General features: G+C 65.6%; 17 protein-coding genes. 6 read left to right on the top strand and 11 right to left on the bottom strand.

What is annotated here, in order from left to right:
- Nucleotides 1–148: 148 nt before the first annotated feature.
- From FJ964_RS30165 to FJ964_RS30155, 3 genes are read left to right on the top strand one after another with little or no spacing between them, the layout of a single operon-like run.
- Nucleotides 149–1,192, top strand: coding sequence for a class II aldolase/adducin family protein (locus FJ964_RS30165; protein WP_140554322.1), 1,044 nt, complete (start codon nt 149–151; stop codon nt 1,190–1,192).
- Between the two features lies 1 nt (nt 1,193).
- Complete coding sequence (locus tag FJ964_RS30160; RefSeq protein ID WP_140554320.1) at nt 1,194–2,519, top strand: FGGY-family carbohydrate kinase; 1,326 nt, start codon at nt 1,194–1,196, stop codon at nt 2,517–2,519.
- Nucleotides 2,516–3,367: a TIGR01459 family HAD-type hydrolase gene (locus tag FJ964_RS30155; protein ID WP_140554318.1), complete on the top strand. Its 852-nt coding sequence runs from the start codon at nt 2,516–2,518 to the stop codon at nt 3,365–3,367. Before FJ964_RS30160 ends, FJ964_RS30155 begins: the two co-directional genes overlap by 4 nt.
- Here the strand turns inward: FJ964_RS30155 and FJ964_RS30150 are convergent.
- Nucleotides 3,354–4,364, bottom strand: a complete 1,011-nt coding sequence (locus FJ964_RS30150) for a sugar-binding transcriptional regulator (protein ID WP_140554317.1) — start codon at nt 4,362–4,364, stop codon at nt 3,354–3,356. The two genes, FJ964_RS30155 and FJ964_RS30150, sit on opposite strands and share 14 nt — an antisense overlap.
- A gap of 156 nt (nt 4,365–4,520) precedes the next feature.
- On the opposite strand from FJ964_RS30150, the gene FJ964_RS30145 reads away from it, so the two are divergent.
- Nucleotides 4,521–5,321 (top strand): hypothetical protein, encoded by an 801-nt coding sequence (locus FJ964_RS30145; protein ID WP_140554315.1) that lies wholly within the window; start codon nt 4,521–4,523, stop codon nt 5,319–5,321.
- 19 nt (nt 5,322–5,340) lie between these two features.
- On the opposite strand, the gene ptsP is transcribed toward FJ964_RS30145, so the two are convergent.
- The 5 genes from ptsP to FJ964_RS30115 all read right to left on the bottom strand — a co-directional run bounded on the left by ptsP (nt 5,341) and on the right by FJ964_RS30115 (nt 10,164).
- On the bottom strand, nt 5,341–7,311 hold the full coding sequence (ptsP, locus tag FJ964_RS30140) for a phosphoenolpyruvate--protein phosphotransferase (protein WP_140554314.1): 1,971 nt from the start codon (nt 7,309–7,311) through the stop codon (nt 5,341–5,343).
- A gap of 52 nt (nt 7,312–7,363) precedes the next feature.
- Nucleotides 7,364–7,744 carry a PTS glucitol/sorbitol transporter subunit IIA gene (locus FJ964_RS30135; RefSeq protein ID WP_140501604.1) on the bottom strand — a complete coding sequence of 127 codons (381 nt, stop codon included), beginning with the start codon at nt 7,742–7,744 and terminating at the stop codon, nt 7,364–7,366.
- Nucleotides 7,745–7,885: 141 nt separating this feature from the next.
- Nucleotides 7,886–8,890 carry a PTS glucitol/sorbitol transporter subunit IIB gene (locus FJ964_RS30125; RefSeq protein ID WP_140554310.1) on the bottom strand — a complete coding sequence of 335 codons (1,005 nt, stop codon included), beginning with the start codon at nt 8,888–8,890 and terminating at the stop codon, nt 7,886–7,888.
- A 16-nt stretch (nt 8,891–8,906) separates the two neighbouring features.
- A complete protein-coding gene (locus FJ964_RS30120; protein WP_140554308.1) occupies nt 8,907–9,674 on the bottom strand; it encodes a PTS glucitol/sorbitol transporter subunit IIC in 768 nt (255 codons plus the stop codon).
- A gap of 52 nt (nt 9,675–9,726) precedes the next feature.
- Nucleotides 9,727–10,164, bottom strand: coding sequence for a transcriptional regulator GutM (locus FJ964_RS30115; protein WP_140554306.1), 438 nt, complete (start codon nt 10,162–10,164; stop codon nt 9,727–9,729).
- A gap of 192 nt (nt 10,165–10,356) precedes the next feature.
- On the opposite strand from FJ964_RS30115, the gene FJ964_RS30110 reads away from it, so the two are divergent.
- Nucleotides 10,357–10,998, top strand: a complete 642-nt coding sequence (locus FJ964_RS30110; protein WP_140554305.1) for a hypothetical protein — start codon at nt 10,357–10,359, stop codon at nt 10,996–10,998.
- A gap of 85 nt (nt 10,999–11,083) precedes the next feature.
- Nucleotides 11,084–11,758, top strand: a complete 675-nt coding sequence (locus tag FJ964_RS30105) for an HAD family phosphatase (protein WP_140554303.1) — start codon at nt 11,084–11,086, stop codon at nt 11,756–11,758.
- Between the two features lie 4 nt (nt 11,759–11,762).
- Here FJ964_RS30105 and FJ964_RS30100 read toward each other — a convergent pair whose 3' ends face one another.
- The 5 genes from FJ964_RS30100 to FJ964_RS30080 all read right to left on the bottom strand — a co-directional run bounded on the left by FJ964_RS30100 (nt 11,763) and on the right by FJ964_RS30080 (nt 17,570).
- Nucleotides 11,763–12,800, bottom strand: a complete 1,038-nt coding sequence (locus tag FJ964_RS30100; RefSeq protein ID WP_140554301.1) for a DUF930 domain-containing protein — start codon at nt 12,798–12,800, stop codon at nt 11,763–11,765.
- Nucleotides 12,801–12,875: 75 nt separating this feature from the next.
- Nucleotides 12,876–13,640: a 5'/3'-nucleotidase SurE gene (locus tag FJ964_RS30095; RefSeq protein WP_140554299.1), complete on the bottom strand. Its 765-nt coding sequence runs from the start codon at nt 13,638–13,640 to the stop codon at nt 12,876–12,878.
- The gene (locus tag FJ964_RS30090; protein ID WP_140554338.1) at nt 13,637–14,803 is read right to left on the bottom strand and encodes an MBL fold metallo-hydrolase; all 1,167 of its coding nucleotides are present in this window, start codon (nt 14,801–14,803) and stop codon (nt 13,637–13,639) included. The genes FJ964_RS30095 and FJ964_RS30090 overlap by 4 nt, the downstream gene beginning before the upstream one ends.
- A complete protein-coding gene (locus tag FJ964_RS30085; protein ID WP_140554298.1) occupies nt 14,803–15,879 on the bottom strand; it encodes an ABC transporter ATP-binding protein in 1,077 nt (358 codons plus the stop codon). Before FJ964_RS30085 ends, FJ964_RS30090 begins: the two co-directional genes overlap by 1 nt.
- Entirely contained in the window at nt 15,867–17,570 is a 1,704-nt protein-coding gene (locus FJ964_RS30080) for an iron ABC transporter permease (protein ID WP_140554296.1), read from the bottom strand. The genes FJ964_RS30085 and FJ964_RS30080 overlap by 13 nt, the downstream gene beginning before the upstream one ends.
- Between the last annotated feature and the right edge of the window lie 31 nt (nt 17,571–17,601).

The following is a 17,601-nucleotide window of genomic DNA, read 5'->3' as shown; positions in this document are numbered from 1 at the left end:
TAACTTACTCAACATTAGCTCGATTGCAAGCCGCAACTGACGGTATTCGATCACGGTTGACGGAACTCACTCTTATCTGCGATATCAACCCCGTCGAATGCCCGACCACCGCATTCGACGGTTGGCGGATTGTTGGAGGAGAGGCGTGATGGCGACCCAGGCGGATGCGCAGGAATTGGCGGCACTGCGGGCGCTTTCGGCCGCCATCGGACAGGATCCGCTTTTGACCCAGGCCGCCGGCGGCAATACCTCGCTGAAAGCCGGAGACACGCTGTGGATCAAGGCCTCCGGGACCTGGCTGAAAGACGCGCTCGCCGATGACATCATGGTGCCGGTGGCGATGGCGCCATTGCTCGAGGCGGTTGAACGACGCGATCCCGCCGCCGACCAGCCGCAGGCCTTCGCCATCGGCGCGCTCAACCCGCGCGGGCTGCGCCCCTCCATCGAGACCACGGTGCATGCCTTGATGCCGCAGCGCGTGGTCCTGCATGTCCACTGCGTCGACACCATTTCGCTTGCCGTGCAGGCCGATTGCGAGGTCCTGGCCGCGCGCCGGCTCGCGGGCATCGAATGGGCCTATGTTCCCTACCGGCGGCCGGGCCTGCCGCTGGCCCAGGGCATCTCCGAAAGGCTGCGGCCGGGCGTCGATGTCCTGATCCTGGGCAATCACGGCCTCGTCGTCGCGGCCGAGACCGTTACCGAGGCCGAGGCGCTGTTGCGCCGCGTCACCGGGCTTCTGGCAAGGGCGCCGCGCGAAGCGGCCGCGCCCGACATCGCGGCACTGACCGCGCTTGCCGCAAACTCCGGCTACCGCTTGCCCGCGGATGTCGAGGCGCACGCGGTCGCCATCGATCCCGACAGCCGTCGCATGGCATCGGGCGGCAGCCTCTATCCCGACCATGTCATCTTCCTCGGCGAGGGCTCGGTGGTGGCTGCGCCCGGCGAGGACGTCGCCGCTGTCGTCAGGCGCCGCGGCGCCCAGCCCGCATCGATCCTGTTCCCCGGCCTCGGCGTCCTGATGCGCGCCAACGCCAGCGCCGGCGCCGACGCCATGCAGCGTTGCCTTGCCGACGTGACGGCGCGGGTCGATGTTACGGCGACGTTGAATTACCTTACCGAGGCGGAGAACGACGAACTCGTCAACTGGGACGCCGAGCAGTACCGCCAGAAACTGAACGCCTCCGGTGGCTGACATGTCGCCCGTCGCTAGCTCGCCTCTCTCGAATCGCCTCGTCATCGGCGTCGATGTCGGCACCTCGGGCGCCCGCGCCGTAGCCATGCGCCCGGACTTTTCCATTGCCGGCCAAACCGCCGTCCGCCTCGACGCATTTGGTCAGGATCCGCGCAGCCCGGCGGCATGGTGGCAAGCGGTCCGGGCAGCGCTGGCGGAGTTGATTGCGGGCATCGACCGGACCACGGTCCGCGCCATCGCCGTCGATGGCACCTCGGGCACGTTGCTGCCGGTCGATGTCGCCGGACGGCCGCTCGCCGAACCGCTGATGTACAACGACAAGGTCGCCGACGACGACATACTGGCCGCGATCGCGCGCGAGGCGCCGGCGGGCAGCGCCGCGCACGGCGCGACCTCAGGCCTCGCCAAGGCGCTTCACTTCCAGCACCTGCCGGGCGTGGCGGCGGTGCTGCATCAGGCGGACTGGATCGCCGGACAGTTCTCGGGCCGCTTCGACATCAGCGACGAGAACAACGCCTTGAAGACCGGCTACGATGTCGAGACCCGCCGTTGGCCGGACTGGATCGCGGCGACCGGAATGCGCATGGATTTGCTGCCTGACGTCGTCGAGCCGGGCGACGTCACCGGCACGCTCAACGCGGCGATGGCGGATCTGTTCGGCTTGGCCCGCGACGTGATCGTCGTTGCCGGCACGACCGATGGCTGCGCCTCTTTCCTGGCGACGGGTGCCGCGGGGGTCGGCGACGGGGTCACGGCGCTTGGATCCTCGCTTACCATCAAGATCCTGTCCGACCGGCCGATTTCGGCGCCGCAATACGGCATCTACAGCCATCGGCTGGGCAATGTCTGGCTGGCCGGAGGGGCCTCGAATTCCGGCGGCAAGGTGCTGGCGCAGCATTTTCCGCTCGCGCGCATCATCGAGCTCAGCGCCATGATCGACCCGGCGACCGAGACCGGCCTCGACTATTATCCGCTCGCCACATCGGGCGAGCGGTTCCCGATCGCCGATCCGGCGCTCCCCCCGCGCCTGGTCCCGCGCCCGGCGGATGATGCCGACTATCTCAAGGCAATGTTCGAAGGCATGGCCGCGATCGAGGCGCTCGGCTATCGCCGGCTTGGCGAGCTCGGCGCGCCGGCGCTGACTTCGGTGCGCAGCGTCGGCGGCGGCGCGGCAAATCCGGCGTGGAGCGCGATCCGACAGCGCAAGCTCGGCGTCGCGTTCCTGCCCGCCCTTTCCGACGAGGCAGCCGCCGGCACCGCCAGGCTGGCGCTGAAGGGGGCAGACAGGGCAGGGTTGCTATCTCTGAAAGAGGCCGGGCCGCTATGAGTACCGCAATGGTCGAACGCCTCGACGGCATCGGGCCGCTGGTGGAGCGCTACCAGGTTTTCCTGCTCGACCAGTTCGGCGTGCTGCACGACGGCTCCGCCCCTTATCCAGGCGCGGTGGCAGCGTTGTCGGCACTGAAGCGCGCCGGAAAGACCGTGGTGCTGGTCTCCAACTCCGGCAGGCGCGCCAAGCCCAACGAAGACCGTTTGCTGAGGCTCGGCTTCGAGGCCGGAAGCTGGGATCATTTCGTTTCCTCCGGCGAGGTGGCGTGGCGATCCTTCCATGAAATGGCGGCGACCGGAGCGTTGCGGCCCGGCACGAACTGCCTGTTGATCAGCCGCGATAATGACCGCACAGCGATCGAGGGCCTGCCTTTTGTGTTGACCGGTGCCGGCGATACCGCCGACCTGGTACTGATCGCGGCCAGCGAGGGCGACCGCTACGACCTCGACCACTATCGCCGGCTGCTTGCGCCGGCGGCGGCGCGAAAGGTGCCATGCTTCTGCACCAATCCCGACAAGATCATGCTGACGGCGGTCGGGCCCCGCTTCGGCGCCGGCCGGCTGGCGGACCTTTATGAGAGCCTGGGCGGCAGCGTCACTCGCATCGGCAAGCCCGGTCCGGCGATTTTCGAGGCAGCACTGGCGTTGGCCGGTGCGCCCGACCGCCGCACTGTGGTCTGCGTCGGCGACAGCGTCGAGCATGACATCGCTGGCGGCAAGGGCGTCGACCTCGCCACCGCACTGGTTCTAAGCGGGATATTGGCGGACACGCCGGACCTTGCCGCAGTTTTCGACGAATACGGGGCCCAGCCGGACTACATCACGGGGTCCTTCAGCTTCCGTTGACCGCCTCGAGCATGCGCCTTGCGCTCTCTTCGTCGGTGATCAGGATCGTCGGCGCGATCAGGTTCATGGCGCCGAGCAGCGCCGCTGTCTTCTCTTCGCCGCCGGACGTGAGAATGCGGATCGGCGCCTTGCGCAGCCGATCGACCTCCACCGACATCACATGGCTGTTGACGGGATGATCGACCAGATCGCCATTGCGGTCGAAGAAATGGAACAGAAGGTCGCCAACGGCGCCACGCGCGACCAAGGCTTCGCGGTCCGCCTCCTTGAGAAAGCCGCCGCGAGAGAAGGTGGTGGCCGAAGCGATACCGCCGACGCTCAGCAGAACGGCATCGAGCACGTTGGCCATCTCAAAGACTTCCTGCAGGCCGCAACGCTCGACCAGCGCGATCTTGGTCTCGACGCTGTCTACGACGGCCGGCGTCGGGATCAGATAGCCGTCGCCCTGGAAGATTTGGGCGAAGCGCCAGGCGAACTCGGCCGGGTTGTAGCGGCGCACGACGCCCACACCGCCCAGCAGCGATATCACCTTGAAGTCGGTGAGCGATTTGGCGCTGATGAAGGGCAGGCTCGAGAACAGCGTCTGACCCCAGCCGACGCCGACGCGCATGCCGGATTTCATCGTGTCGGACAGGAAGATCCCGGTCTTGGCGCTGATCGCGGGGATCGGATCGGCATTGGGCGCGGTCAGCGGCGCCACCAGCGCCTGCTTCAGGCCGAACGTGCGCTCCAGCGCGCGCTCCAGCCGCACGATCTCGGACAACTCGCTTTCGATGGTGATTTTCACCTCGTTGCGGGAACGTGCCTCCGCCAGCATGCGCACGATGGTGACGCGGCCGACGCCGAGCACGTCGGCGATCTCGTTCTGCGTCATCTGCTCGACGAAATACATCCAGGCGGCGCGGATCCTGAGGCGGTCCGTACGGCTCTCGTTGACGACCTGTTCGGGCGCCTCGGCCCCGCCGTTTTCGCTATCGCCCTGCCGTCGCCTGCCCAACTGTCTGTCTCCCCGCTCGGCGATGTAGGAGTCCCTCGCCGATTCTCCACGCTGGTTTAATATCGCCTATTGATCTACCAATCGATAGGAACAATGTAGGGTCAGCGGCCGGCTCTCGGCGGCCGAGTCCGGTAGACGTTTTCGAGGCGATTCGCGATGCTCCGACAAATCTCCAGGGATGTTCGCGTCAATTTGAAGGACCGGCTGCGCGACGTCCGCGACATCATTCGCCAGAGCCGCCACGACAGCGACAGCGATGCCAATCTCGTGCGGGAAGCAACCAGCCATTTGCCGCCGTTCCCGGGCAAAGGCATCGAAGGCCTGCTCGGCCATGCCGCCAGTGCCGTCGACGAAGCCTTGTCGATCGCCGAATCCTTTGTCCCGCATGAACGCCCGACGAAGATCGACGGAACGACCGTGAAAGGCCTTGGCATCTATTTCCCGGCCGGCAACGAGGAACGCCGGTCGAGCGCCGAGCGCGTTTTCCGGCGCGACATGTATTATCTGACCAGGACCGTGCTCGCCGCCCTGAAGATCGACAATGCCCGGATCCACGAGGCGGATTTCGCCGCCGTCCACGCCGCCATGCGAAAGCGCCACGCCGGTCTGCTGGCAGCGATACCCGCCAGACCCGCCCCCGCCGCGCTGCCGGCCGTCGCCGCTGCCTGTGCGGCGCTGCTGGTCGAGTGCCTCAACCACCGTCCTGTCCGCTTTGCCGAAGCCGAACCGGATGCGATCGGCGACCGGGCGCTCGACATCGCTTGCCTGGCGCCTGTCGTCCTGGCCTGCGGCCTGGCCACCACGACCAGCGACGGTGCGCCGGAGCCCGACATGCTGGAGATCGCGGTTCTGGCGGCCGGCATCCGTCACGACCGCATCGTCAAGGCCTGTGCCAAGGCGAGCCCGGCCGATGAATTGACACCTGTCTTCGCCACCTTGCTTGCCCATCTGCCCTAGCTGCCGGTTCCGGTCGAGACTAGCGCCCGGCAGCCATGGCCGTGATGGTCTTCTTGGCGCGCTGGATCGAGGCCGGGCTCATCGAGAGCTCGGTCAGCCCCATCTCGAGAAAGGCCGGGATGAGGTCCGGGCGGCCGGCCGCCTCGCCGCACATGCCCACCATGATGCCGGCGGCCACGCCGGCCTTTGCCGTCAACTCGATCGCCGACATGACGGCCGGGTTGGCGACGTCGTTGAGCTTGGCCACGGTCGGGTTGAGCCGGTCGGCGGCCATGATGTACTGGGTCAGGTCGTTGGTGCCGATCGAGAAGAACGACACTTCTTTCGCCAGCGCCGGCGCGATCAGCACGGCGGCCGGCGTTTCGATCATCACGCCGAGATCGAACGCCGCATGCGGCACGCCTTGCGCCTTCAGTTCCGTCGCGCATTCGGCAACCAGGACCCGCGTCTGCCGCACCTCCGATATGTCGGAGACCATCGGCAACATCACCTTGATGTTGCCGTGCACGGCTGCCCTGAGCAGCGCCCGCAGCTGGCGCTTGAAGATGTCGGGCCGATCGAGGCACATGCGGATGCCGCGCCAGCCGAGGAAGGGATTTTCCTCGTCGGGAAATTCGATGCCGGCGATCGGCTTGTCGCCGCCTATGTCGAGCGTGCGCACGATGACGGGATAGGGCGCGAATGCCTTGGCCAGCGCCGCATAGGTCTCGGCCTGCATGTCCTCGGAGGGCAGATGCATATGGCGCATGAACAGAAGCTCGGTGCGGAACAGGCCGACGCCCATGGCGCCGGCTTCCTGCGCAGCCTCGATTTCCTCCAGCGAGCCGATATTGGCGGCGACCTCGATGACCCTGCCGTCCGCGAGTTTTGGCGTCACGGTCTTGAACACGGCCAGTCCGGCGCGCTCCTTGGCGGCCGCCTCGACGCGGGCGGCAAAGTCCGCGCGGGTCGCCGCATCGGGGTCGACGATCACCTGCCCGCCATTGCCGTCCACGGCCACCTCGCGCGCGCCGCGCAGGGCATTGACCTGGTCGCCAAGGCCCAGCACTGCCGGAATGCCGTGCGAACGTGCAATGATGGCGATGTGCGAGGTGGCCCCGCCATGGCCGCATACCACCCCGCCGATGCGCTTCAGCGGCGCCCGCGCCAGGTCCCAGGCGCCTATGTCGTCGGCGATCAGGATGGCGCCTTCGGGAATATTTTCGAGGCTGGCGTCATCCTGGCCGAGCAGCGCCAGACAGATCTGTCGTCCGACCGCATGCACGTCGTCGGCGCGCGCGTTGAGATAATGATCGTCGACCGCGCTGAAATCGGCGGCAATGGTGGAGGCGGCGGTGATGACGGCTGAGACGGCGTCATTGCCGCTTTTGATCGCCTTCTCGGCCTCGCCGGTCAGGCTGTCGTCGGCGGCGATGTCCCGCAGCGCCGCGATGATGCCGCGATCTCCGGCGGACAGGGTGTCCTGCGCCAGTGCCTTGTCCATGCGCGCCTGAACGGCGGCGACGGCGGCGCGGAACCTGTCGATCTCGCCGGCGATCTCCTCCGCCTGCAGCATGCGGCCCTGTCCAGCGATGTCAGGCGGAAAATGCGCGAAGGCAGGCCCGATGGCGACGCCCTCGCTCGCCGCGACGCCGCGCAAACCGGCCGCGCCTGAAACAGCCGGTACGGGTTCGGACGCCGGCACAGTGTCCTCGCCCGTATTGGCGGCCGGTTGCGGATCGTCATCGTCGAGACCTGCCTTGGGATTTTCGAGATAGCCGATCAGCGCCTCGATCGCTTCGATGGCGTCCGCGCCATTCGCCCGCACGGTGACTTCCTGGTTTTCCTTGACCGCCAGCAGCATCAGCTTGACCGAGCTCTTGGCGCTGACCGCCTTGCCGTCCTTGACCAGCTCGACATCGGATTCGAAACCCTTGGCAAGCTTGACGAAGCGCGTGGCGGGGCGGGCGTGCAAACCTTCATGCACTCTGACGATGGTCGAGCGTTCCATGGCAAATACTCTGTTGTGGCGCCGCGCCGACATGGGTCGCGGCGCGAATGCTTCAGGCGGCGATGGTGATGATCGCGTCTGTCTTCAGGGCGGCCACGAGCGCTTGTGTGTCGACCTGCGAAGCGCAGATCTCGCCCGGCCGCTCGGCCTCGGTGGCGCCATTGAACGAGATGACGACATGCCCCATCTCGAGCACCTTGCTCCAGGCGCTGGAGCCGACCGCCGTGATTGTAGCGGAAACAGGTCCAAGGGTGATCGACGCGCCCTTCTGGGGCGCGCCTTCGCTGGGCCCGAGTTCCGTCTTGTGAAGCACGGAAACCTCGGCAAGCTCCGGCGGCGAGCCATCCGCGAACAGGATGAGCACGCCCCCTTCGGCAAGATCCGCCACTTCAGGCCCGATGGAAGTGACCCGTGTCCTCAGCAGAACCGTCATGTGGCGAACCTCATTTCTACTTTCCTCGAAGGGTTCATCGACACGATGAACCCCTCTATCTCCTTGTTTTGGCGCAATTCCCAACGGAAAGCGCTATGCGCTTTTCCCGGAAAAACCGTTTCAGGCTTTCCCGGAATTTGCTTAGAACACGATCAGGCTGACGACCCAGGCGATCAGCACCGAGACCGGGCCCATGATCTGGCGGCTGATGAGCACCGCCGGAACGCCGATTTCGATCGTCTTCGGCTTGGCTTCACCGAGCGCCAGGCCGACCGGCACAAAGTCGCAGCCCACCTGGGTGTTGTAGGCAAACAGCGCCGGCAGCGCCATTGCCGGCGAAATCGTGCCGTTGGCGATCTGCGGCCCGATGATGGCGACGCCGATGACTTGCGCGATGACCGCGCCCGGTCCCAGGATGGGGGACAGGAACGGCAGGCCGCAAATGGCCGAGATGATCAGCAGACCGACGATGTTGTTGGCGAGCGGTCCCATCGGCTGGGCCAGCACGTCGCCGATGCCGGTGTACAGGATCAGGCCGATGAGCATGGTCACGAAGGCCATGAACGGCAGCACGTTGCGCACCACCTGGTCGATCGTGCGGCGACCGGCATTGAAGAAGATGCCGACCACGCGGCCCATGACGCGGCCGATCGAGCTGATCAGGCCGATCACCCCGCCTTCGCTCGGCAGCGGCTGTGGTGCCGCGGCCGCGGTGTTGTTACCTGGACTCATCGATGCTGCTCCCCCCGCGGTGGTGACCGCCTCGGATCCGTCCGCCATCGTGACATTGGCCGGCTTCACGCCCGAAACGTAGATGTCCTCGGTGATGAACTGGGCGAGCGGCCCAGCCTGGCCGACCGGCGTCAGGTTGACGGTCGGAATGCGCTTGCGCGGATAGACGCCGCAGCGTGCGGTGCCGCCGCAGTCGACGACGACGACCGCCATCTCGCTTTCGATCGGCGGCGCCTTGAAGCCGTCGACGGCCGTGGCGCCGGTCATGTCGGCGATGAGCTGTGCCACGGGATGGATGCCGCCTCCGGTGACGGAGACGATCTTGTCGCGCTGTGCGGTCGGCTCGATGACGAGCGGGCCGCCCCAGCCTGTGGAGCCCCGGGAGATCCTTACGGCTTTGTATGTCTTGGCCATGATGTCCTCCCCGCCCTTACAGCTCGACGCCCTGGCGGCGTGCCATGATGGCGGTGATGCGCTCGGTCAGCATGCCCTTGAGCAGGATGACGACGAGGCCGACGATGGCGTACCAGATCGCCACCTGGACGTGATAGCCTGCGGCGACGACACCCCGCTTCTCCAGGTCAAGCAACGCGACCAGCATGCCGCCCCAGACGAAGTATTCGCCCGGGTTGATATGCGGGAACAGGCCGAGCGGCGGATGCACGTAGGAGACAGCCGCGTCATAGAAGGCGGGCTTGTGCTTTTCTTCCAGGAACGATCCGAAGGTGTAAGCCATCGGGTTGGTGAGGAAGAACACCGCCAGCAGAGGCAGCAGCGTATAGCGGGTCAGCGCGATCCTGCCGGCGCCGCGCGCCAGGCCGTGGACGCGCTCCTCGCCGACCAGTTCGGTGACGGCGTAGAAGGCGGTCATCAGCACCACCAGTGTCGGGATGATGCCGGTGACGAAGCCGGCGAACACTTCGCCGCCCTTCTGGAAGATGCCGATGAAGTATTTGCCGATTGCGGTCAGCCAGCCGAGTTGCTCTTCCTGCTGCACGTTTTTCAGCTGTTCCTTCAGCTGATCGGCGGTGACCGGCGCGCTGTCGGTCTGCGCCTGCGCCAAGACCACGAGATGATCGGTGGCATGCTCGACGCCGAGCCTGCCGTGCCAGGCAGCATCCGAGACCATGGTGCCTGCAACATGCAGGTTATGCACGGCCATGTCGGCATGCTGCGCCAATAACGAAAATACAGACATTTCTCCTCCTTATGCCGCCCGCCGGTTGATCCCGGCCGGTGCGCGGCGTCCTCTAGGCCCTTGCTACGTTCAAGCCGGACAGGCCCGGCTTCTTCCCCGGCTCCGACCGTGCTTTGTCGATCTGTTCGATCGCCCGTTTCACGGCCTCGGCCACACCGGGTTCCCCCTCCCCCATGATCGCAGGGTTGGACCGGAGTCGATCGAGGGGAACACCCTCGAATTGTTGATGTCGTTTGAACTTGGTGAACACCGAGCGCCCGCTCATGATCATCATGCGGCGCACGATCAGGTCAGGCGTCACCACGACGAGCGCGATGGTGCCCTTGGCCAGCCGGCCGCGAAAATTGCCGGCCCCGACGAAGCCATCCTTGTACTGGTCGGTGACGCCCCGGAAGACGTCCGAATAGTGCCGCATCTGTAGCCAGACGCCGAGCGACTGCAGCGCCCACACAATAACCAGCAGAAGCAGTCCCCACTGCCAAATCGCCATTCGGTTCTCCTCCCGAAGCCTCCGTTGAACCGCATCTTGGACGGATGCGCGACAACAGCAAAGTGAGAACATTTGTTTCCGAGAATGTCAATATGTATGATATTGACCTCCGTAATGGTCATCCACAGGGCCGTCGGCCGATTTCGGCGACGGCACGGTTGTGCTAGCCTGTCGTCAAACGGGATATGTGAAATGGAACTGCCCTTCAGGGATGAACTGGCCCTTATGCCCGACCTTCGCCATCGGTTGCGGCAGTTGCGCTGGTTCCGCGCCACATTTCGCGGCAGCGCCAAGGTGGTGTCCGACACATTCGGCGTGCGTTTTGAAATCGACGAAGCCCGGCTCACAAGGGCCTTTCTCGACTGGGTCGAGATCATGGAGGCGCAGAAGCGTTTCGCCGCGATCGACCGCGCCGACTTCATCGTCTTTGCCGCCGGTCTCGTGCTGCGCGAACTGATACGACAGGCGCCGGCCAGGGAAGTCTCCGGCCTCAGCCATCTCGTCGAAAGCGAGCAGAATGCCGGCACGCTGGAAATCGTCCGCTTCTGGCCTGAGGGGTTCCTCTACACCAATTATTGCGTTTCGGTGATTTCGGCGATCTACGAGCAGGAATTCGGCTCAGCCCCAAGCATCGACAAATGCGCCGACGACCTGCGCACATGGTGGTCCTATCGCGAGAACGTGACCGAGATGCCGGCCTATGCCGTGGCTTTCCTCGACCGTTTCCTTGGCGCCGAACCGAACTGGATCACGCCGGACCGCGCGCAATCGCGGCAAGCCATGCAGCGCGCGCTTGGGTCGGCCCGGGCCAGCGATGCGCTACGCCAGCTTTGACGGCCAGGTTTGGCGCCCGAACATCACGCTATTGAACATTTGACTTTTTGCCGGTAGCAAAGTGCAAAACTCCGGGGAGAAGCGCGTGGCGCGATCAAGGCCTGTCATTTTCGATTGCGACGGCGTTCTCGTGGACAGCGAACCGTTGGCCGCCAGGGCCTATGAGCGTGTCTATGAAAAGCACGGCATGCCCGGCGTCCACGGTGGCATCATCGCCCAGTGCATCGGCATGAAACAGTCCGACATCATCGTCAAAATCAGGGAATTGACCGGCCATCAGTTTCCGGCGGCGGCGGACGGCGACATCTGGACAGAGACCAGGATGCTGTTTTCGCAGGAACTGAAGCCGACACCAGGAATCGCCGCGTTTCTGGAGGCGCTTGAGGGCGACCGCTGCGTTGCCTCCTCGTCCTCCGTCGAGCGCATAAACCACAGCCTGGCGGTAACCGCGCTGGCGCGGTTCTTCGGCGACGCGATCTACAGCTCCTCGATGGTCAAGAACGGCAAGCCCGCGCCGGACATTTTCCTGTTCGCCGCGGCAAAGATGGGCGCCAATCCGGCGGACTGCATCGTCATCGAGGATTCGCCCTTCGGCATCCAGGGCGCGGTTGCTGCCGGAATGACGGCGATCGGCTACACCGGCGGCGGTCACACCTATCCCGGGCATAGCGCGCGGCTAAAGGCGGCCGGCGCCGATTTCGTCTGCGCCGACTGGCAGGAAGTTAGCCGGCAACTGGCTGGGCTCGGTATTCCCGCCTAACACTCTAGCGAGTGGGTAGTCCAAGGCGAACCCATTCGTCGGGCGGAATTACAGATCCGACACGCAAGCCAAAGGATAAAACCCTGGTCACATCGCTGTCGACCTCGCAGCGGAAGCCCAGATGGTACCATGTGCCCGTCGCGCGGAACGCGACATCCGGGGCGTTGAGAATATTGCCGGCCTTCAGCGGCACGCTTGGGATCAAGTCGGGGAAATAGGCGGCGTCCAGCAATTGCTGCTGCAATGCGCTGGCGCAAAGTTTGGCACCCCGCTGGGCGCGCGGCACGCCGCTCATCGAGGTCGTGGCCAGCGGATCATCGGTAGCGTCTTGCGAATAGAGCTTGCGAACGCCCGGAAGCCCGCGCCGCGACGCGGCACTGGCGGCATCAGGGGAAACTGGGCTTCCCGCGCTCCCGTTCGGGGACTTCGAAACTTTAGAAGAGCCGGGCTTCGGCGCATTTGTGGGTTTTGGCGTCGGCTTTTCAGCCGATAGGGGAAGCTCGACCTCAGTGTCATCGGCGGCCAACGGCGGTGCCGCGGCCGTTTGCTTGTCGGCCTCGGGCAACTCTGCCGGCTTTTCGGTGGCCGCCGGCGCGCCAGACTTGGTCTCCGCAGGCTCAGGCGTCAAGGGCGGCTTCGAGGCCTCCTCCTTGGCAGGCGCCGGCGAATTGTCTTGAGCGCTGGTTCCGTCCAGGGATTTCCTGGGGCCGGCGTCCTTGTCGCCGAACTGAAAGACAGGTCTCAGGGTCTCGATTGGCGGCGTCTTGCGCGATTCCTTCTCGGGCGGAGGCGGTTCTTCAGCCTTCGTTTCCGGCGGCTTCTCGGCTTTGGGCTCCTTTGGCGGCGGTGCGGGAGCAGGTTTCGGTTTTGGCTGGTCGGGCGGAGGCACGAGCGCGACATTTACCGGCTGGTCCTGCTGCGGCTCTTGGGCTGGCCTCGGCAGATTGTAGAACACCAGCGCTGCGAGGAGCGTATGCAGGATCAGCGATGCGGGCAACGCCCACAACAGATTCCGACGCCGCTCTCGTGCCTCGCCCTTCATGCTGTCCGATGTGGAATGAAATGGCGGCGGCTTCAAGCGTAGGCATTGAATTGGCGAGATTTTGCCGCTGACAGCTTAGTGATGATCAGGCGTAGGCTGGTGCAGGATCTCGTCCAGAAACCGTCCGTCCAGCCGCGTTTCGCCAAACCAGTTCAACCGGTTGATGCTGACGAAGCCGGCATCGATCGCCTCGTTCTCGTCGCCCGGCTCACTTGCATGGGCGCGCCCGCGTGGGACGGTGATGACAGTGCGATCGCCGTCGCTCTCCAGGATTTCGGCCTTGCGGCCGATCTTGTCGCGGCCGATGCGCGGCTGCCGGATCCCGGCCGGCAGCGAAGCCGGCAGGTTGATGCTGAGCCAATGGCCGTCCGTCGCCCAGTCGGCGCGCGACCGCCAGAGCGAGGCGATCAACGCGCCGAGCCACTCGTCGTCGGCACCGCTGAAGTCCGGATTCTTCACCCGGGAAAAGCCGATCGCCGGAATGCGCCAGAATGTCGCTTCGCGCGCAATGCCCAGCGTCCCGGAATAGGCAAGGTCCTCGGCGACGTTGCGCCCGTCATTGACGCCCGCCAGCACCAGGTCGGGCTTTTGGCCGCCCGCGAACAGCCAGGTCATCGCGCTCACCACGCAGTCGGCCGGAGTGCCGGAACACGAATACCAGCCGGGCTTGACGCGCCGCATCGTCAACGGCCGCGCGATCGTCAGCGATGCGCCCGCGGCGGTGCGCTTGCCGTCGGGTGCCACCACCCACAAATCGTCGCTCAGGCCGCCGGCCGCCTTGACCAGCCGGGCAAGGCCCGGCGCCTCGATGCCGTCATCGTTGCAGATCAGGATTCTCATATATTTTTTCCTTGCGGCACCGTGATGGTCTGGCCGGTGCGGCATTGCGGGCGCAGCGACGGAATATGGGCTTTCAGATCGTCGAGGAGTTCGCTCGCGCAGGAATGGCCGAGCGTCTCCGGGCGCCCTGCCTTCTCCCAGATATCGACATTCCCCGACAGTGTTGGGTGGGTGGGCATGCGCACCCAGTCCGCCCGGCCGGCTTTGTGGAGCAGATCGCCAGGGGAGCCGGATGGCAGATGCCCGGTGAGCAGCACCGGAAAGCCGGCCCGGTCGGCGCGCGGCAGCAGGCGGGACGAAGGCCCGGCCTCGCCCATGCCGTCATCGGCCAGCAAGGGTAGCGAGGGCAGCGGGTCGGCGTCGGTCCAGTCTGCGGCACTCCGCAGCCGCAAGCGCAGCATCTCGGATACGCCAGGCAGCAGCGCTGAAGTGGCGGCGATCTGCGCTTCGAGCGAAGCACGCATGCCGGCGTGGATGGCGAAGGGCCCCGGCAAGGCCGCGATCAATTCCAGCGACCGCCCCGACAGCGGCGTCGGCAGAAGGCATCCGTTCGAATGTCGCGCCACCCAGCCCGAAATGGCCTCGGCGCGCGCCGCGCCTGGTACGGGATCCGCTCCATAGGAGGCGTCGAGAACGAGAAGATCGCATTCGGGAATCGCGTCCATGACGAAGACATTGCTGTCCGGCACCACGTCGGCTGAATAGACGACGCGGCTCTTGCCATCGTCGACGGCAAACCAGACGCCGCCGACGACGTGTCCCGACCTCCCCGTCCTGACCGTGAGATTGCCGCTCTTCAGCATTTCGCCGGGTTCGAAAATCTCGATGCGATCTTCCGGAAAGGGAAACCGCTTGAGATCCCCGGGATCGGCATAGCCGGCGAGCGTGGCCGGAGCCTCGGCACGGGTTTCGGCCGTCATGAAAATCCGACCGGCATAGCCGCGCGACAAGAGCCAACTCAGCGCGCCGACGTGATCCTCGTGCGCATGCGAGACGAACAATGCGTCGATGTCGGCGATCGACCCGTCAAGCGCCGGATAGTACTCCGCCCCCGTGGCCCCGACCTTGATGCCGACGTCGAGCAGGATGCGATTGTTTCCGCTGCGGACAACAACGCTGGTCCGGCCCTTTTCGCCGAAGCCGCCGGCGAGGTCCAGCATCATCACGACGCCGCCTCCGCCGGGATCAGCCAGCCGGACTTAATGCGCAGGCGCGCCTGGGCACCGCTCTCCAGCACAACCGGGTCGGGCTGCTCGAAATGCAAGGTAAGATCGGGTCCCGCGGAAGGCGTAAATTCGATGCGCGCCGAGCCACCCTGGTAGATCACCCTCTTGACGAGGCCATCGAAGCCGGGGCCGTCCGGCGACACGTCGAGATCGGCCGACCGGCAGCAGATCCTTGCGCCGGCGCGCGGCCGCTCGCCTGCCCGGCAGCGGACGACCAACTCGGTCCCGAGAACCCGGACCTTGCAATGACCGGCCTCTTCGGCGCTCAGCACGTCGGCCGGAAGCAGAATGCCCTGCGAAATGAAGGAGGCCACCATTTCATTCGCCGGCTCATGATAGAGCTCGCGCGGCGTCGCGAGCTGGACCAGGCGACCGTGATCCATCACCGCGATGCGATCGGCCAGCGCCATGGCCTCGGCCTGGTCGTGGGTGATGTAGACGATGGTCGTGCCGGTACGCTTGTGGAAGGCGGCGAACTCGTCCTCCATCGAGGCCCTCAGATGCACGTCGAGGTTGGCGAGCGGCTCGTCGAACAATACCAGCGAGGGCGCCGCGACCAGGCAGCGCGCCAGCGCCACGCGCTGGCGCTGGCCGCCGGAGAGGTTGGCGGGCCTGCGGTCTCCCAGCCCCTGTAGATTGACCAGGGCCAGCGCATCGGCAACCTTCTGGCGGGCGACCGCCTTGTCCAGCTTTGCAACCTTCAGTGAATAGCCGATGTTCTCGGCGACCGTCATGTGCGGCCACAATGCGTAGTTCTGGAAGACGATGCCGACCCGCCGCTTCTCCGGCGGAACGCTGCCGCCTGCGCCCGACACGACCTCGCTGCCGATGCGGATTTCGCCCGACGTCACCTTCTCGAAGCCGGCGACAAGCCTGAGCAACGTCGTCTTGCCGCAGCCGGAAGGCCCGAGCACGGCAAGGAATTCGCCGTCGCCGACATCGATCGAAACGTCCTTGACCGCATCGAACTCGGCGAAGCTCTTGGTCACATGGTCCAGGGTCAATCGCGCCATGGCAGAACTCCGCTCGGAAGATGAGGGGCAAGCAGGTTGGTCACCAGCATCAGCACGAAGGTGACCGCGACCGTGATGACGGACATCGCCGCCGCGTAGTTGGAATCGCCGCCCTGTTCGAACGAGAACATCACCACGCCGATTGTCTCGGAACCCGACGACCACAGCAGCGCCGAGACCGTGAGCTCGCTGAGCGCGGTCATGAAGATCAGCAGGCCGCCGGCGATCGCCGCCGGCGCCACCAGCGGAAAAACGATGGTGCGCATGCGCGTGAACAGGCCGGCGCCCGCCACTTGTGCTGCCTCTTCCAGCGTCCGGTCGATCTGGTGGTAGCCGCTGATGGTCGGCCGCAAGGCCAGCACCAGGAAGCGGGCGAGATAGGCGTAGAGAATGATCCAGACCGTGTTGTAAAGCTGTATGCCGGTCAGCGGGATCGGCCGCAGGAACAAGAGCAGCGAGGCGATCGCCAGCACCACGCCGGGCAAGGCATAGGGCAGTTCGACCGAAAGATTGAGCAGCCGCACCCAGCGCTGCTTGCCCCAGGCAATGAGATAGCCGATCGGCACGGCGACGAGGACCGCGAAGAAGGCGGCGGCGATCGACAGCCAGAAGCTGTTGAAGAAGGCACGGCTGGCGGCAGCGTGCTCGAACAGCACGAAACGATAATTGTCGAGCGTCGCCGTCTTGGCGCTGAGCGCGATGCCGTAGCCGGGCACCAACGACGTCAGCACCAGCCCGAACAGCGGCAGGAACAGCACCAGCACGACCAGCAGCCACATGCCGGCCTGGACGATCGCACGCCAGCGGCCAAGCTCGTAGGGCTCGGCGGGCAGCGAGGTGGAGCTGATGCGGTAGTCGCGGCGCCGGCTCATGACCTCCTGGGCGATGATGCCGGCCATGGCGATGATGCCGATCAGCACCGACAGGAACGCCGTCTCGCCGAGCACGGCCGGCCCGCCGCCGGCCAGCTTCTGATAGATCAAGGTCGGCAGCACGAGATAATTGGCGGGAATGCCGAGAAAGGCGGGAATGCCGAAATTGCCGACGCAGGACACGAAGGCCAGTGCCGCTGCCGCCATGATCGACGGTGTCATCAGGGGTAGCACGATGGTGACGAGCACGGTGAACCAGCTCGCGCCGCCGGCCCGCGCCGCCTCGACCAGTTCGCGCGGCAGCTTGCGCAGGCCGGCGCGCACCAGCAGGAACACCAGCGGGCCGTACTGCACGCCGAGCAGCAGGATGATGCCCGACGTGGAATAGAGCGGGTTTTTGGTGCCGAGCGGCGGTGCGGCGCCGAACAGCTTGAGGAACGGGCTGGCCGGTCCGAACAGTTGCAGCCAGGCAAGCGCCGTAACCTGCGGCGCGATCATCAGCGGCATGACGTAGCAGAGCACCAGGGCGCCGCGGCCGCGTATATCGGTCAGCGTGATGAGCACCGCCACCAGCGTCCCCGACAGCACGGCAAGCACCGTGCCGCCTACGCCGACGACAAGCGTGTGCCAGGTGGCGATCCAGGTCGCCGGACTTCTCAGTCCGGCCTCCAGGGCCATCGTCGACACCGTGCCGCCGGGTGCCACGATCTCCTTGATGAGGCGCAGCATCGGCAGCAGGGAGAGCAGCACGATGACGACGGCTACCGCCGCCGTCAGGACCATTTCCTGGCCCCGGCTTTCCCTGATCGTTGATGGCATGGTTGCTTTCCTGAAATTCGACCAGCGGCAG

The organism is Mesorhizobium sp. B2-3-2 (assembly GCF_006442295.1).
Classification (GTDB): domain Bacteria; phylum Pseudomonadota; class Alphaproteobacteria; order Rhizobiales; family Rhizobiaceae; genus Mesorhizobium.
The sequence above is the reverse complement of the archived record's forward strand: the minus strand, read 5'-3'. Positions and strand labels throughout refer to the sequence as shown.